At 70.2% G+C, this 16,000-nt stretch carries 12 protein-coding genes; 11 read left to right on the top strand and 1 reads right to left on the bottom strand.

What is annotated here, in order from left to right; genetic code table 11:
* Positions 1–163 precede the first annotated feature (163 nt).
* A complete protein-coding gene (locus tag AB0I15_RS59355; RefSeq protein WP_358117989.1) occupies positions 164–3,025 on the top strand; it encodes a tetratricopeptide repeat protein in 2,862 nt (953 codons plus the stop codon).
* A 148-nt stretch (positions 3,026–3,173) separates the two neighbouring features.
* The gene (locus AB0I15_RS59350; protein WP_358117986.1) at positions 3,174–4,019 is read left to right on the top strand and encodes a ParB/RepB/Spo0J family partition protein; all 846 of its coding nucleotides are present in this window, start codon (positions 3,174–3,176) and stop codon (positions 4,017–4,019) included.
* A 138-nt stretch (positions 4,020–4,157) separates the two neighbouring features.
* Here the strand turns inward: AB0I15_RS59350 and AB0I15_RS59345 are convergent, their stop codons facing one another.
* Complete coding sequence (locus AB0I15_RS59345; RefSeq protein WP_358117983.1) at positions 4,158–6,305, bottom strand: radical SAM protein; 2,148 nt, start codon at positions 6,303–6,305, stop codon at positions 4,158–4,160.
* 242 nt (positions 6,306–6,547) lie between these two features.
* On the opposite strand from AB0I15_RS59345, the gene AB0I15_RS59340 reads away from it, so the two are divergent.
* The 9 genes from AB0I15_RS59340 (at position 6,548) to AB0I15_RS59300 (ending at position 15,995) form a co-directional block, all read left to right on the top strand.
* Positions 6,548–6,733, top strand: a complete 186-nt coding sequence (locus AB0I15_RS59340) for an aroma-sacti cluster domain-containing protein (protein WP_358117980.1) — start codon at positions 6,548–6,550, stop codon at positions 6,731–6,733.
* A 71-nt stretch (positions 6,734–6,804) separates the two neighbouring features.
* Positions 6,805–8,157 carry a radical SAM protein gene (locus tag AB0I15_RS59335; RefSeq protein WP_358117977.1) on the top strand — a complete coding sequence of 451 codons (1,353 nt, stop codon included), beginning with the start codon at positions 6,805–6,807 and terminating at the stop codon, positions 8,155–8,157.
* Positions 8,158–8,162: 5 nt separating this feature from the next.
* Complete coding sequence (locus AB0I15_RS59330; protein WP_358117974.1) at positions 8,163–8,762, top strand: flavoprotein; 600 nt, start codon at positions 8,163–8,165, stop codon at positions 8,760–8,762.
* Complete coding sequence (locus AB0I15_RS59325) at positions 8,759–10,069, top strand: MFS transporter (protein WP_358117971.1); 1,311 nt, start codon at positions 8,759–8,761, stop codon at positions 10,067–10,069. The genes AB0I15_RS59330 and AB0I15_RS59325 overlap by 4 nt, the downstream gene beginning before the upstream one ends.
* Positions 10,070–10,076: 7 nt before the next feature.
* Complete coding sequence (locus AB0I15_RS59320) at positions 10,077–10,259, top strand: aroma-sacti cluster domain-containing protein (RefSeq protein ID WP_358117969.1); 183 nt, start codon at positions 10,077–10,079, stop codon at positions 10,257–10,259.
* 16 nt (positions 10,260–10,275) lie between these two features.
* Positions 10,276–13,419 (top strand): AAA family ATPase, encoded by a 3,144-nt coding sequence (locus AB0I15_RS59315; RefSeq protein WP_358117966.1) that lies wholly within the window; start codon positions 10,276–10,278, stop codon positions 13,417–13,419.
* A complete protein-coding gene (locus tag AB0I15_RS59310) occupies positions 13,416–14,333 on the top strand; it encodes a S8 family serine peptidase (RefSeq protein WP_358117963.1) in 918 nt (305 codons plus the stop codon). The genes AB0I15_RS59315 and AB0I15_RS59310 overlap by 4 nt, the downstream gene beginning before the upstream one ends.
* Positions 14,272–14,928 carry a GAF domain-containing protein gene (locus AB0I15_RS59305; RefSeq protein WP_358117960.1) on the top strand — a complete coding sequence of 219 codons (657 nt, stop codon included), beginning with the start codon at positions 14,272–14,274 and terminating at the stop codon, positions 14,926–14,928. The genes AB0I15_RS59310 and AB0I15_RS59305 overlap by 62 nt, the downstream gene beginning before the upstream one ends.
* Positions 14,925–15,995, top strand: coding sequence for a hypothetical protein (locus AB0I15_RS59300; RefSeq protein WP_358117957.1), 1,071 nt, complete (start codon positions 14,925–14,927; stop codon positions 15,993–15,995). Before AB0I15_RS59305 ends, AB0I15_RS59300 begins: the two co-directional genes overlap by 4 nt.
* Positions 15,996–16,000: the final 5 nt, after the last annotated feature.

Genomic DNA, 16,000 nt, shown 5'->3' with positions numbered 1-16,000 from the left:
GCGAGAACCATCGGCTGCTTCAAGATTCCCCGCGCGAAGGGCAAGGGCCGGCGGAACGCCGCCTCCCGGACGCGACCGGCCGCGGTCGTCGCCACTTGGTTCGGATCTTGACTCGTGTCATGGTCGTTAAGGGAGCCGATATCCCCCGATGTATGGAGACCGAATGGCCGCTGACCGTGGTGACCTCTCTCTTGACTTCCGGATCCTCGGGCCTTTGGAGATCACGGTCTCCGGCCGGGAAGTCCCGCTTCCCGGCCACCACGTGCGCTGGTCGCTGGCCGTCCTGCTGCTGTCCCCGGGCGGGCAGGTCACGGACGAGCAGCTCCTGAGCCACGTGTGGGGAACGTCCCAGGCCAGCGTGCGCGCCCTGCGTACGACCGTGTCGCGGTTGCGGTCGTGGCTGCTGGAGCAGGCGGGATTGGCGGAGGCGGTCAGGCACACCACGTCCGGCGGGTACGCGCTCCAGGTGGACCCGCGGCACGTGGACGCGGAGCGCTTCCTTCGCCTGCACCGGGCCGCCGGCCAGGAGCCGGATCCCGATCTCGAACTGGAGCTGCTGCTGGAGGCGCTCAGGCTGTGGCGCGGCGCCGTGCTGGACGGTGCGCCCGCCGGCGTCCAGGCGCACGCCGGGATCCGCCGACTGGACCGTGCCCGCATCGCCTGTGCGTCGAGGTCCGCCGATCTGGCGCTCCTGACGGCAAAGCCGGCGGTCGCCTTGCCGCACGTGCAGGATCTCGCCGTGAGCACGCCCTACGAGGAGCCGCTGCAGGCGCGGCTGATCAGGCTGCTCGCCGCCACCGGGCGCAGGGCGGAGGGGCTGCGCTGGTTCGAGAAGATCCGGCGCAGGCTCGCCGAGGAGCTCGGCGTGGACCCTTCGGATGAGCTCCGCGCCGCCCACGCGCAGGTGCTGCAGGACGACCACGTGCCGGTACGGCAGGACGCCGGGCCGGGCTCATCCCGGTCGGGCCGCCCGGCGACGGCCAGGCCCGCCGCCGCCGAGCTGCCGATGGACGTGGCGACGTTCACGGGGCGCACGTGTGAGGTGGAGCGGCTGTGCCGGCTGCTGACGGCGGACCACGGGGACCTGCCGACGGTCACCGCGATCTCCGGAGGGAGCGGCATCGGCAAGTCGGCCCTGGCGATTCACGTGGCTCACCAGGTCGCGCACCGGTATCCCGACGGGCAGTTGTACATCAACATGCACGGCTCCACGCCCTACACCAGGCCGGTCAGCCCGGCCACCGCACTGGCCCGCCTGCTGCGTTCGCTGGGGATGAACGATGAGCTGATACCCGTCGAGACGGAGGAGGCCGCGGGCCAGCTCCGCTCGCTGACCGCGGGGAAGCGGCTGCTCATCGTGCTGGACAACGCGTCGGACGCCGGGCAGATACGCCATCTCCTGCCGGGGCACGCGGCCAGCGCGGTGCTGGTGACCAGCCGCAAAGTGATCACCGAGCTGGACGGCGCCACCCATCTCCGGCTGGACTTCCTGCCCGAGGCCGACAGCCTCACGCTCTTCTCGCGTCTCATCGGCCACGACCGCGTCCGGGCCGAGGCCGGGGCCGCGCAGGACGTCGTCAGGCGGTGCGGCCACCTTCCGTTGGCCGTGTGCATCGCCGCGGCGCGCCTCAACGCCCGCCCCGCCTGGCGGGTGCAGACCCTGGCCGACCGGCTGGCCACGGATCGGGACCGGCTGGCCGAGTTGCACGTGGGCGATCGCGCGATCCAGGCGAGTTTCGCCGTCAGCTACGACGAGCTCGACGCCGAGCAGGCTCTGCTGTTCCGGCGCCTCGGCCTGCTCGCCAATCGGGACACCGGCGTGAGCGTCGTCGCCGCCTTGGCGGGCCTGCCGGAAAGGCGGGCGGAGAAACTCCTCGACGATCTCGTCGACCTGCACATGGTCGAGAATCACGTGGCCGGCCGCTACCGGATGCACGACCTGCTGCGCCAGTTCGCCTATGAACGCGCCCATGAGGAGGACGCCCCGCACGATCGCGTGGGCGCGCTACGCGACGCGGTGCATTGGTACCTGGCGACGGCTCGCACGGCGTGCGTCCGGGCCAACCCGGACGCCGCGTGGCGCGCGGACATCGGGCCACAGGATCTGCGCCGGCCGGGCATGTCCCTCGACGGCCACCCGCAGATCCATGACTGGATCGAGGCGGAGACGGCCAACTTCCCCACGGTGCTGCGGCAGGCCGCCGAGGACCTGGACGACGGCCCGTCGCTGGCGGTCGGGCTGGCCGCGGCCCTCTATCTTCCTCTCGGCTATCAGCGGCTCTGGAAGGAGCAGCTCGTTCTGGGCGCGCTGGCGACTGAGGCCGCGCGCCGTACCGGTGATCTGCTGCATCATGCGATCGTCTACGGCGACCTCGGTGACGTGCAGTCGCATCTGGGCCGGCTGAGTGAGGCCATCACCCATCTGACGGGCTCCCTCGACGCCTACCGCCGCCTGGGGCATCTGCGGGGTGAGTCGTCGCAGCTCGATCGGCTCGCCGGCGCGTACGGGCTGCTCGGCCGGTTCGACGAGTCCATCGACTGCTACGAGCAGGCGCTCGCGCTCGACCGCAGGCAGGGCGATCGGTTCAACGAGGGGATCACGCTGAGCAATCTGGGTCTCACCTACCAGAAGGCCGGCCGGTTCGACGAGGCCATCCAGGTGCACAGCGAGTCGATCGCCATCCACCGCGAGACCGACAGCCCCTTCGGCCTGGGCTGCCTCCTGGGCAATCTGGCGGAGGCCCGGCGGCTCAAGGGGCAACCCGACGTCGCGGTCCGCCTGTACGAGGAAGCCCTGCGGGCCGACCGGGAGGCCATGCGGTCCGGCACGTACGACGAAGCCGAGCACTGGTGGGGCCTGAGCCGCTCCTACGACGACATGGGCGAGCCGGGCCCGGCCCGGGAGTGCCGGCGCACGTCGGGAGCGATCCTCCACGAGCTGGGACTGATCGGAGCCGAGGAGAGGCGCCTGCTCGACACGGAGACGCTACCGCCGACGCCGGAGATCATCCGCCGCAACACCTGAGAGCGGCGCACCGGTGTTACCCGGTTGAAAACCGCTCCTGCCCCGGCGGGGTCCGGTGGCAACGCGTTGAGAACCGGCTGTCATCGACGGATGACAAATTCGGCCGCGATCAGGGCTCCGTGAGGCGAGGAGTGGAGAGGTCGAAGTGGTGTCGTTCAACAGAGTCGAAAACGTCCCGCTGAACAGGCTCGTGCTCGGCGCGCAGCAGGTGCGGACCCGCGAGGTGGAAGAGGACATCGCCGAGCTGGCGGACAACATCCGCGTCCACGGCCAGCTCGAGCCCATCATCGTCGCTCCCGTGGCGGGCCGGGACGGCCACTACGAGATCCTGGCCGGCCAGCGGCGCTGGCTGGCGATGCGCAGGCTCGGCGCCGAGGAGATCACGGCGGCGATCATCGAGGAGCGTCCGGAACGAGACGTCGCGAGCGCTCTGTCGCTGAGCGAGAACCTCATCCGTCGCGATCTCGGCACGCTCGACCTCATCGACGCCTGCACCGCTCTCTACAACAAGTACGGGTCCATCAAGGCGGTCGCCGAGAAATTCGGGCTGCCCTATGGGCGGGTGCGGCGGTACGTGAAGTTCGACCGGCTCAGGCCTGCTCTCAAGGAGCTGGTCAGAGACGGCGAGCTCGATCTCAGGACGGCGATCAGGATCGAGGACCATTTCGGGCCCGACCCCATCGACGGCCACCGGCTCCGGCAGCTCACCGCCGAGGTGTCGGGCATGTCCAACGCCCAGCAGTCGGACTATTTCCGGTCGTCCGATCGCCGGCCCGAGGACGAGGGCGGGAGCGGCCCGAACGGGCACGGGCCCCGGCCAGGATCGGTGAAGCAGATCATCGTCACGCTGAGCATCCCCGATCTGGAGGCGCTGCGGGCATGGGCGCGCACCAAGAACCTCACGCAGGATCGCGCGGGCGCGCGCATCATCTCGTCCTTCTTGCGGGAAACAGCCCTGCGGGGAGCAGTGAGAGGGCCGGACCGCGGCCCTTGAGCCCGCCAGGGCCGCGCGTGGTGACTTTAAGACCAATGGTGACTTTAAGACCAATCGACGGCCCGATGCGGCGCGTACGGTGGATGTCGCCGGAGGCCCTTCGCGCCGCACTCATGCCTCGCCTCGCCTCGACTCCACTCATGCCTCGCCTCGAATCCGCGCGGCGAGCGTGATCAGCTCCTGCAGCCGATCGCCCGGCACGAGCCGCTCCTCCTCGCTGAGGGTCAGGACGGTGCCCGACGGCATGACCACGACCCTGGCCGCGCCGCGTTGCGCCTTGCCGGGTTCGCCGAGCCAGGTGCTCATGGACGAGCTGGTGGCCCCGCCGTCGCGTTGCAGCAGGAAGTACGCGTCCCGGAGGTCTTCGAAGGCCACGAAGTCCTCGATGTTGTCGAAGGGGATGTCGCACTGCGAGATCCGTGCGAGGTGGGCCCGTGGTTCGCCGAGCGAGTCGTCGGGCGTGAGCCTCCTGCCGTATCGCGCGAAGTAGAGCAGCGTGTGCGCGGTGTCGATCCCGCCGACGAAGGGCCGGTCGTCGATCGTGCGCTTCAGCGCGGCTATCCGGTGGTTGCCGACCCGCCGGTCGATCTCGCCGGGCCAGTTGCCCGACCGCTCCACACGGGTCTGCCAGGGCAGGTAGCGCTCGATGTCCTGAGTCGGCGGCAGCGGGAGTATCTCGACGTCGAACATGTCCGGGCGCTTGGCCACGATGGAGCCGGGGGTCAGCGAGAACGTGCCGATCCCGGCGAGCGCCCACAGGTCCTCGTGCTCGATCAGGAAGTCGTACGTGCGCTCGGCCTCGTCCAGTCGTTCCGTGGGAAACCCGGTGAAGCCCATCATCTGCACGCCCACGTCGTGTTCGGCCAGGTGCGTGAGGATGGAGGGCACGCCGGTCAGGTCGACCCCCTTGTCGATCAGGTCCAGCACGCGCTGCGACCCCGACTCGTAGCCGAAGGAAATGGCCACACAGCCGGAGTCCCTCAGCCGCCGGGCCATGTCGCGCTTGGGAAAGGTGCGTTCGAGCCGCAACTCCGCGCTCCATCGGATGCGCGCGGGGGCGCCCACCAGGGCGTCGCTGAGCAGGCGGAGGTATTTCGGTGACATCGCGTCGACCGAGAAGTAGACCGTCCGGCCGATCTCCGAGATCGTGCCGAGGTCCTCGATCACCGTCTCGACCGGGCGCTCCCGGGACGGTGACGTCGGGCGGTCGAGGTTGAGCCCGTAGTCGCAGAAGGTGCACTTGTTCCAGTAGCAGCCGCGCGTCGGGCTGTAGAGGATCACGGGCTCGGGCGTCCAGTAGGACTCCCACCGCCACACGTCGTAGGCGGGCGTCGGCAGCGCCGCGACGTTCTCGTAGTTGATCGGCGGCGTGTCGGGCGTCTCGCCGCGGGTCAGGATCCCGCGGATGCCGCCGAGGCCCCGGCCGTCCCGGACCGCACCCAGGATGTCGCAGAACGGCGACTCCCCTTCGCCGGGCACGATGATGTCGGCGTCCTGGAAGAGCTTCCAGTAGTTCTTCGGCGCGCGGGCCAGCCGCACGTCGTCGCAGACCTCGGTCCCGCCGAAGACGATGACCGCGTCGGGGATGGCCTCCCGCACCTCCCGCGCGAGCCGGAGGGCGACGGGAAGCTGGCTGGTGAAGTTCACCGAGAATCCCACGACCCGCCACCGGCGCTCGCGGACGACCTCCGCGAACGGCCCGCGGATGTACGGGTCGAAGGGGTGGGTCAACAGGTCGATCACCGCGGGATCACACAGGTCCTGGTAGGAGGACAGGTTGACGACGCCGCCGGGCAGGATCTCGAAGTCGCTGATGCTCTTGGGAGCTCCGTCCAGGCAGAGCAGTTCCTGCCAGAGTTTCATCACCATGACCGCCTGCCGGTAGGTCGGATAGTGATAGAAGGAGCCCTCGTCCTTGAAGACCTCGATCGCCCTGGCCACCGAGTCCGGGGTGAGGGCCTCGGCCGCGAGGGACGCCGCATATTCGAGCTCGTCCAGCCGGGTGAGAGCGGGCCGCGACTCCACGCGCCTGCGCACCGCGGCCGCGCGGTCCAGCAGGGCCGCCACGTTCTCCGGCCGCGCGAGATGGTTCAGGGCTTCGATGTTCGCATCGACACATCGCTCTCCCGTGAAGCCGGCGGCCCGGGCGGCGCCCACGAGATAAGGAATCGAGTGGTACGGCTGCGTGGGGTCGGTCAGCGGCGGATTGACCAGAAGATAGGGGATCTCGCCCCCTTGACGACGTGTGCCGCGAACCGTCGGCGTCTCGGTGATGAAGACGGGCATCCCTGCCTCCGAGTTGTGCACGGAAAGCCTCTTTCGAATGTATTCGGCAATGCGCAGCTTATCCGAAAGCCCGGCCGGGCGAAGCCGCCCGGAGCGGGATTCTCCTAAGAATCTCCGCGTTGTCCTAAGACCATTCGGCGGCGTCTTAAGAATTGCGCCGGCCCGCACTCTGGACGGCTGTTCGAGGCCCTGCATATCGTCGGTGACGACAGCGCGACACCCCATGAAGAGAGGAGTCTGGCATGTCCAACGATCCCCTCGCGCAGCTCCGTGCGGCAGGCCTGGACAGGCTTCCAGAAGCGCAACGAGTGGTTTTCGAGGATCTGAGCCCAGAAGAATTGAGGGTCGTTGGCGTCATTCAGGAACGCCTCAATGCCGCGGCGCCGGAAGTCGAAGGCCAGCAGAACAAGAACAACACCCTCTGCTAGAGGCGTATAAGAAACCGGCCCGCCGCGATCCGGCGGGCCGGCCACAACCGACGCGGGACTAGGCGGTGAACGTGCGGGAGAAAATAGGCCACTATTTCGTCACCAGCGATCACATTTATGCGGACGACAGCGGCGTACGGGTTCAGCTCATCTACGCGACGCGGACCGCGGAGCTGTTGTTCGTCATTCCCGAGGTCGTGGCGGCCCTCCGCGCGGGCGACGTCGGCGCCATCTCCCCCGGCACGCGTGCGGCACTGAGAGCGGCGCAGATCCTGGTCCCCGACGGCCAGGACGAGCTCGCCGAGATCCTCAACCGCAACAGAGCCGCCGCCCGGGACGTCTCGGAGGTCAACTTCATCCTCCTCCCCACCTCCTTCTGCAACATGGGCTGCTCCTACTGCGGCCAGGAACACGTGCGGGGCGGGCTGACCGCCGACCACCGCGATCGTGTCCGGGCGCGTGTCCTGCGCGCGCTGCGCCTGCCGACCACCCGGCGGGCCCTTGTCGACTGGTTCGGCTCGGAGCCGATGATGGGCTACGCGATCATCCGGGACCTGGCCAAGGACTTCGTCAGGGTCGCCGACGAGGAGGGCGTCGCGTACACGTCCCAGATCGTGACCAACGGATCGCTGCTCAACAGCCGGAATCTGGACACGCTCATCACGGAGTGCCGGGTCACCAGGTTCTATCTGACCGTGGACGGCCCACCCGACATCCACGACGTCCACCGCCCGCTGAAGAGCGGCGCCGGTTCGTTCTGGAAGATCGTCCGGACGATCCGAGCGGCGCTCGACAACGCCGACTACCAGCACGTGGTCTTCGACTTCAGGACCAATGTCGACGTGCACAACCAGGACAGCATCCCGCGCTACGTCGAACTGATGGCCGAACTCGGGTTCGCCCGGCCGAATGTGACCTTCTCGCTCGCCCGGGTCCGCCCGTGGAGCAACGACGTCTCGGCGATCGAGCTGGCCGGCAAGGTCTACGCCGAGCGCGAGCTCGGCTGGCTCCGGCTGATGCAGGAGCGCGGGCTGCCGTTCATGCGGATGCCCACCCTGGCCAAGAGCGTGACGTGCCCGGCCGTGCAGGCGACCGCCGAGCTGATCAGCGGCACCGGGAACATCTTCTCGTGCACCGATCACCCGCTCGTGCCGGAGTCGGAGCGGACGGCGGCACTTGGGCACATCAGCCAGGACGACCTTCCCGTCTTCCGGCCGGCAGGAGAGTTCGACGGCTGGTACGACGAGGTGGAACAGGGCAAGTCGTGGTGCAAAGGCTGCGTCTTCCTCCCCACGTGCGGAGGCTCCTGCCCCAAGGCCTGGCACGAGGGCAATCCACCGTGCCCCAGCTACAAGCACAACTTCCAGGGGCGTCTGGACCTGACCGCCGAACGCCTCGGCCTGCGGCCGGTCCAGGCACGGTGAACCCGATGGGCCCCGATCCGGCCACCGGCGCGAAGAACCTGCTCATCGGCGCCTGCGGCGCCGCCAACGTGATGAACCTGCCCAGCTATCTCCTGGCGCTGCGCAGGCTGCCCGCGCTGCGCGTCCAGGTCATCATGACCGCGACCGCCGCGACGTTCCTTCCCCCGCGAACAGTGCGTCTGGTGAGCGACGCCGTCTTCTGCGAGGGCGAGAACAACTTCGACCCCGGGCACGCCCGGCTGGCCAGATGGGCCGACCACTTCATCGTGCTCCCGGCGACCGCGCACGTCCTCGCGCAGGCGGCGCAGGGGTGCGCGGGCAGCCTGCTCACGGCGACGCTGCTGGCCTACCAGGGAGCCGCGATCTTCTTTCCCAGCATGAACGCCGCGATGTGGAGCAAGCCGCCCGTCCAGCGCAATGTGCTGCAGCTCAGGGCGGACGGCCACCACATCGCCGGGCCGGTCATGACGCCCTGCTGGGAGATCGCCGGCGAAAGCCTCCGGACAGGGCCGGGCCTTCCCGCGCCGTCGCAGGTCGCGGGGATCATCGAGGACATCATCATGCCTTCCGGCACGGCCGCCGTGGCAGGTGAGGAGAAATCGTGAGCCGAACACCCTTCGCCGCGTTCAGGGCCCACCTCGTGTCGGGGCCGATGGCCGTACGCGGGTTCCCGTGGCTGCTCCTCGGCCAGTTCACGTCGAGCATCGGGGATCTCTGCTACGCCATCGCCCTGCCCTGGCTGATCCTGTCCTCCGGCGGCGGCCCCGGCCTGCTCGGCGCGGTGCTCGCCTGCTTCGGGATCAGCCGCGCGATCGCGATCCCGCTCGGCGGGATCCTCGCCGACCGCATCAACGCCCGCGCCGTCATGCTGGCGGCGGACGCCATCCGCTTCGTCCTCGTCATGCTGCTCGGACTGCTCTCCTCCACCGTCACCCCCACGTTCGTGGTGCTGGCGCCGATCGCCGTCGCCCTCGGGGTCTGCGGCGGGGTGTTCGTCCCCGCCTCGTTCGCGCTGCTTCCCGCCGTCCTGCCGGAGAAGGACCTGACCGCGGGCAATTCGATGTCCTCTGTCGCGACCCAGCTCGGCAGCCTGCTCGGTCCGGCGCTGGGCGGCGTGCTGGTCTCCGGTCTCGGGCCGGCACCCGCGCTGTTCGTCGACGCGGGCTCCTATCTCGTCTCCGCCGCCGCGCTGCTCGCGTTCCGCGTGCCGAAGGGCCGGGCGGCCGGGGAGCAGAGCGCGGAGAAGGACGCGGTGACGTTCCGAGCGGTGCTGCTACGCGGCCGGTTCCTGCAGGTCGTCCTGGTGGCGGCGGTGATCGGCAACTTCGTCTACGCGGGTGCGGCGGAAGTCGCGTTGCCCACCCTGGCCCACCGGGACTTCGGCGCGGGAGGGTACGGCATCCTCCTCGCCGCGCTCGGCGCCGGCATGATCGCCGGAGCCCTGCTGGCCCGCGTCGAACTGCGGCGAATGAGGCCGGGCTACCTGCTCATGATCCTGGTGTTCATCATGGGCGCCTCGGTCGCCGCGGTGCCGTTCTCCGGCGGGCTGGCGGGCGCCGTCGTGTGCATCACCGTGTTCTCCGTGGCCAACGGCTGGTCAGGGATCTCCATCATGACGATGTTGCAGCTTTGGGCGCCGCGCCCCCTGCTGGCCCGGGTCATGAGCGTCATGCTGCTGGCGATGTCGGGCACCTTTCCGCTCTCCGTGGCCGTGACCGGGTGGGGTGTCGAGCGGTTCGGCGTGACCGCGTTCTTCCCGATCGCCGGTTGCGCGATGGCCCTGGGAATGCTCTGGGCGATCACGCAGCCCGCCTTCCGTAACCACCGTCCAGGCGACCAGTTCACCGGCGGCGCCGGCGCGGTCGTCGGCGGCCCTCAGCCTGTTGAGCAGCCTGTCGAGCAAGAAAGGTGACGGCACCATGACGTTCGATGCCCTGTCCGCGTTGCGGACCGGTGGTCACTGGGTGGACGTGCTCTCCGCCGAGCAGAGAGCGGTCCTGGAGACCCTGAGCGAAGAGGAGGTGGACGTGCTCAACCGGGTCAAACGCCGACTCGACGCGGCGGCCCCGGACGTCCAGGGCCAGGACCTCAAGATCTTGTGACGTGGGAGAGGCACCGATGTCCGAGCAGGCGATGTGCCGCGCGTGCGGCTCGGCGTTGTCGGCGGGCGATCGGTTCTGCTCGTCCTGCGGCGCCGTGGCGGCGGTCGCCGAGTCGGCGCCCGAGGCCCGCAAGAACGTCGTCGTCCTGTTCATCGACCTTGTGGAGTCGACCGCGCTGGGCGAACGACTCGATCCGGAGCTGCTGCACAGCGTGCTTCATCGCTATTACCGGGTCTGCAGCGACCGCATCACCGAACACGGCGGAGTGATCGAGAAGTACATCGGCGACGCCATCATGGCCGTGTTCGGCGTCCCGGTCGTCCACGAGGACGACGCCCTGCGCGCGGTACGAGCCGCGCGCGCCGTCGTCGAGTCCGTCCGGCGGTTGAGCGCCGAGTTCCATCTCGCCGACGTGCAGCTCGACGTGCACTGCGGGATCGGCTCAGGAGAGGTCGTGGTGATCACCAGTCCGGGCGCGCACCTGCGGATCGTCGGTGACACGGTCAACACGGCCGCGAGGCTGCAGGGCTCCGCGCGCCCCGGTGAGATCCTGGTGAACGCCGAGGCGGCGCAGCTCGTACGGGGCCGGACGGGCCTGGAGGAGCTGCGGCCACTGTCGCTCAAGGGCAAGGCCGAGCCCGAGCGAGCGTGGCGGGTCACCTCCGAGACGGCCGTGCCGTCCACCGTCCAGACCCCCATGATCGGCCGCTCCCGCGAGCTCCGCGAACTGCTCGCCTCCTACGGCCGGGTCGTCGCCGGCGCGGGGTGCCGCCGCCTCCTCGTGCACGGGGAATCTGGTATGGGAAAGACCCGCCTGGTGCGCGAATTCACCGCCCGGCCGGAGCTCGCCGAGGCGACGGTGCTGACCGGCTCCTGCCAGCCGTACGGAAGGGATGTCACCTTCCATCCGCTGGAGTCGATGCTGCGCGACTCGATGCCGGGCGGCCGGCCGCGGCTCGAGAGGTTGCTCGGCGCCGACGCGCCCGGCCGACGCGCCCGCAGGACCCTGTCGCTCATCGCCGGCCACGAGGCGCAGGCTGGCGGCCTGCCGGTCAGCGCCGAGGAGATCTGCTGGGCCGTCGCCCGGCTGTTCACGGCCATCGCCGAAGGGCGGCCCCTGGTGCTGATCTGGGAGGACCTCCACTGGGCGGAGCGCGTGCTGCTCGACCTGATCGAGAGCCTGACCCGGGAGCTCTCCGGTCTTCCCGTCCTCGTCGTGTGCGTCGCCAGGAACGAGCTGCTGGAGAGCCACCACGAGCCGGCCCCTTGGGCGGGCTCGTGGGCGGGCTCCCGCATCCGGCTCGCACCGCTGAGCCCGGTCGAGACGGCGACGCTGATCGGCACGCTGACGTCCGGTGCCGCCGAGGTGCGCGGGCACCTCCAGGACACGATGACGGACGGCATCGCCGAGCTCAGCGGGGGAAACCCGCTGTTCGTCACCCTGATGGCCGACGCCCTGACGGACGGGGGCGCGGCGGCGCCGGCGCTCCCGCCGACGATCTCCGCCCTGTTGCGGGCGCGGATCGACGCCCTTCCGGCTCCGGAGCGACGCGCGCTCCAGTGGGCCGCGAGCTGCGGCCGGGATTTCGAGGCCGGCCAGCTCCTGGCACTCGCGACGGCGGACGGCGCAGGAGACGGTGACGTGACGGCCGCACTGGCCGGCCTGACGCGGCGCGGCCTCGTCCAGCCGCTGGGAGCCGGCAGATTACACGCGCAGACGCTGATCCGCGACACCTGCTACGCGATGACGGCCAAAACGCTGCGGGCACGGTGGCATACGCGGCTGGCCGACCGCGCACCGTCCCCGGCGGAGACGATGTACCACGCCGAACGCGCCGCGCTGCTCTTCCGGGAGGTCGACCCGGACGAGCCGAGCCTGCCGTCCCTGTCCTCCCGGGCCGTGGCTCTGCTGGTCGAGGAGGGGACGACGGCGCTGCACCGCCGCGACACGAACGCGTCCAGGTCGCTGTTCAGGCGGGCCCTCGATCTGCACACCGAGCGGGGCCGCCGATACGCCGACATCACCATCCGCCTGAGCGAGGCGATGCTCGCACAGGGTGAAGGAGATGAGGCGCTGCGCGTCCTGGAGGGCGGGTTGACAGAGGTCGACACCGCCGAGCGGGTGACGCTCGGCCTGCAACGCGACATCGTCCGGTTCCGTCTGGGCCATCTCGGTTTCGAGGCCGCGCTGCGCGCGGTCGCGGGCCACGAAGCCGGGCTCGGCGACGGGCTCGGCGACGGGCTCGGCGATGGGGTCGGCGATGACCTGGGCTGGTGCCTGTTCCACCAGTTCAAGGCGTTCGTCGAGCTCAGCGCCGACCAGATCGGCAGGGCGGAGTCCGAATTCCGCGCCGCGCTCGCCCGGGCACGACGGCTCGACGAGCGCTGGATCGAGCATCGGCTCTCCAGCGCCCTGGGCGAGCTGGTCCAGTGGTCCCCGGCGACCGTCGCCGCCGGGCTGGAGTTGTGCGACGAGCTCATGCGGGCCTTCGAAGCCGACCGGCTCCTGCTGATCCCGGTCATGGCGGCACGCGCACGCCTGCTCGCCCTCGCCGGGCGGGTGCGCGAGGCACGGGCGACGTTGTCCGCCGCCCGACAGGACGCCTCCGCGCTCCGCGCCGCCTTCCCCGAGATCGCGATCAACCAGTCGGAAGCGGTCCTGCTCTCCCTGACCGGCAGCAACGACCTGGCGAGCAGGCGTTTCAAGGAGGCTGCGACGATGCTGCGCAACCAGGGTCACCTCCAGCCCGCGCTGACCCTCGAGGTCTACGCGGTGCGGGAAACCCTCCGTTCCGGGCGCCACGGCCCGGCCCGCCGCGCCTTCGCCGAGCTGGAGGCGGCAGAGCACGGCACCGGCCTGGTCGCCCGCGCGCGGACCTGGATGCGTCTGCTGCGGGCCCATTTCGCGGGAGTGGACGGACACCCCGACGAGGGCTACGACCTGGCCCGTGAAGCGCTCCACGCGATCTCCACCGACGACCCGTGCCTGCTCGGCGACGCATGGTTCGAATTCGCGATCATTTCCCGGACCGCCGGCCGGCTGGACGAGGCCGCGCGGGCCGCCGCCGAGGCCGAGAGCCACTACCGGGCGAAGGGCGCGACCCTGCCCGCGAACGCGGTGCGCCGCTGGGCGGCGACCGGCAACGGAGGTGAGAGATGACCTTGCCATGGCATGGCCAGGCGGCGGCGCAGTTTCCCGGCGTACCGGCCTGGGGTGTGCCGACTTCGCACCGGGCCCTGCCGGCTCTCCCCATGGTGCACCTGGAGGGCGTCACCGCCGAATGGGCTTGGGGCGGAGCCGACGGGAGCGGGGTCCGGGTCTGCGTCGTCGACAGCGGGATAGACGGCGGCCATCCGCTCGTCGCGCCGATCGACGAGGCGATGACCGTCGTCTTCGAGAACGAGAGCGAACCAGGGATCGCGCCGACCGAGCCTGTCGACACCGCGGGACATGGCACGGCGTGCGCGAGCATCGTGCGCTCGCTCGCGCCCAAGGCGTCCCTGTCGTCGATGCGGGTGCTGACCGACTCCATCAGCGGGACCGGGCGGGCGTTGCTGGCCGGTCTCGGCTGGGCGATCGACTCGGGATTCGACGTGATCAACCTGAGTCTCTCGACGACGAAGCCGGAATTCCTGCCGGCGCTCCACGAGCTCGCGGACCGGGCCTACTTCCGCCGCTCGATCCTGGTCGTCTCCGCGCACAACATGCCGGTGCACAGCTTTCCCTGGCCGTTCGCCTCGGTCATCTCGGTCGCCAGCCACGACCAACCCGACCCCTTCCTCCACTACTACAACCCGTCGCCGCCCGTGGAGTTCTACGCGCGAGGGCTGGAGGTCCCCGTCGCCGCTCCCGGTGGCGGGCGTACGCGCAACTCCGGCAACAGCTTCGCCGCGCCGCACATCACCGGGCTGTGCGCGCGGATCCTCAGCAAGCACCGCTGGCTCACCCCCTTCCAGCTCAGATCGGTGCTCTTCCAGACCGCGCGCAACGTCACACTCAATGGAGTTCGCCATGCCTCTGCAGAATTACACCCTTCCGAACTCCCAGCCCGCCCACCAGACGCCGCTGACTGAACGGCAGCTCCTGCACTCGGTGGTCGAGATCGCCCGCCACGTCTTCGGCGCGGCGGCTTCGTCGATCTTCCTGATCGACGGCGACTCCGGAGACCTCGTCTTCGAAGCCGTCGCGGGCCAAGGTGACGCCCACCTTCCCGGTACGCGCTTCCCCGCCGGGACCGGCATCGCCGGCTGGGTCGCGATGAGCGGCCAGCCGGTCTACGTCGACGATCTCTCCGGCAGCCGCCGGTTCTCCCGGCTCACCGCGGAGTCGACGGGCTACGTGCCGAACAGCCTGATGGCCGCACCGCTGATCCGGAGCTCGGACTGCATCGGGGTGCTGGAAGTCCTCGATCCGTCGGTCGCCTCCCGCAGCGAGCTGGCCGACCTCGACGTGCTCTCGCTGCTCGCGGTCCAGGCCGCCATCAGTCTCGAGATACTGATCCGCGCCCGGCACCGGACGCACGGGTCGCCGCTCACCGACGAGAACGCGTTCCTGCTGGACCGCATCGGAAAGGCGATGGGCGTCGCGGACCCGGCGACCGTGGAATTGGCGGTCAGCCTGCTGGCCGCCGCGGAAGGGGTCCTCACCGGCGGGCGGGACACGGGATGACCGCCGACTCCACCGTCGCCGGCCGGATGTTCGACCAGTGGACGTATCGGCTCGGCGCGTGGGACGGCGACCAGCCCCACGCCGGCCGTCCGACCGGCTCGGCGGCCGGCGGATGCGTGGTGTTCTTCACCCGGCGGGCCGATCCGGAGACGACCGAGCTGCAGCGCGTTCTCGCGCTGCTCGGCGTTCCGTCCCGCCGTGTCGACGCCGACGATCCCGGCTCGATCGAGCTCGATCTGAATGATCCGGGGCTCCTGCGGCTCGACGGGTCTCTCGTACGTCCCACGGCGTGCTGGACCCGCAGGTTCTGGGCCTCCGCCATGGCGCTCCCGCGGTCGCCCGCCGATGTGCTGCACCGGGACTCCTGGCTCGCCCTGGTCCGGCAGTCGCCGGAGCTGGCTCCCGTCGCTTTCCCCGGCCCCGGCCTCGGCCTCGGCCTCCTCGAACAGCTGAACGACGCCGCCAGGGCCGGCATCCGGATCCCCGCCACGATCGTGACCACCGATCCCGCCGAAGCCGCGCGGCGGCTCCCCGGTGACCGCTTGGTGGTGAAGACGCTCGGCCCGCACTTCGCCGAGCCGGTGCCGGGCACGCTGCACGGCCTCTCTCCCCGTGTCCTGCCGCGTGGCGAGATCGGCTGCCACGACGGGCTCCCACCGCTGGTCGTCCAGGAGTACGTGCGGCACAGGGCGGAGTATCGCGTGTACTTCGTCCGCGGCGAGCTGATCATGTTCGAGGTGTCGAAGCCGTCGCCCGACGCCATCTGGCGCGCCCAGGAGGCCGTCCGGGTGCGCGCGGAGGAGCGCGTCCCCGAGGTGAGAGCCGTCGTCGCGCGTCTGGCCGAGCGCTGGAGCCTCGCCTTCGGCGCGTTCGACGTGCTGCTGACCGACGACGGCGTGGTGTTCCTGGAGGTGAACGCCGACGGCGACTGGCGATGGTACGAGACCAAGGCCGGCACGCGGTCGGTCAGCCGCACCATCGCGCTCACACTGCGCGACCTGCACCTCGCGGCGGGCGGCCACGCCACACGGTCCGGCGTCGGCCTGCTGATGCTGCTGGCCGGCTGATCAGC

Origin of the sequence: Nonomuraea sp. NPDC050643 (genome assembly GCF_040654715.1) — a bacterium.
Taxonomy (GTDB): domain Bacteria; phylum Actinomycetota; class Actinomycetes; order Streptosporangiales; family Streptosporangiaceae; genus Nonomuraea.
The sequence above is the reverse complement of the archived record's forward strand: the minus strand, read 5'-3'. Positions and strand labels throughout refer to the sequence as shown.

Coding starts and splice junctions, on each gene's coding strand:
- AB0I15_RS59355 (WP_358117989.1), top strand. CDS start 164: ATGGCCGCTGACCGTGGTGACCTCTCTCTTGACTTCCGGATCCTCGGG.
- AB0I15_RS59320 (WP_358117969.1), top strand. CDS start 10,077: ATGACGTTCGATGCCCTGTCCGCGTTGCGGACCGGTGGTCACTGGGTG.
- AB0I15_RS59340 (WP_358117980.1), top strand. CDS start 6,548: ATGTCCAACGATCCCCTCGCGCAGCTCCGTGCGGCAGGCCTGGACAGG.
- AB0I15_RS59300 (WP_358117957.1), top strand. CDS start 14,925: ATGACCGCCGACTCCACCGTCGCCGGCCGGATGTTCGACCAGTGGACG.
- AB0I15_RS59305 (WP_358117960.1), top strand. CDS start 14,272: ATGCCTCTGCAGAATTACACCCTTCCGAACTCCCAGCCCGCCCACCAG.
- AB0I15_RS59310 (WP_358117963.1), top strand. CDS start 13,416: ATGACCTTGCCATGGCATGGCCAGGCGGCGGCGCAGTTTCCCGGCGTA.
- AB0I15_RS59345 (WP_358117983.1), bottom strand. CDS start 6,305: ATGCCCGTCTTCATCACCGAGACGCCGACGGTTCGCGGCACACGTCGT.
- AB0I15_RS59330 (WP_358117974.1), top strand. CDS start 8,163: ATGGGCCCCGATCCGGCCACCGGCGCGAAGAACCTGCTCATCGGCGCC.
- AB0I15_RS59315 (WP_358117966.1), top strand. CDS start 10,276: ATGTCCGAGCAGGCGATGTGCCGCGCGTGCGGCTCGGCGTTGTCGGCG.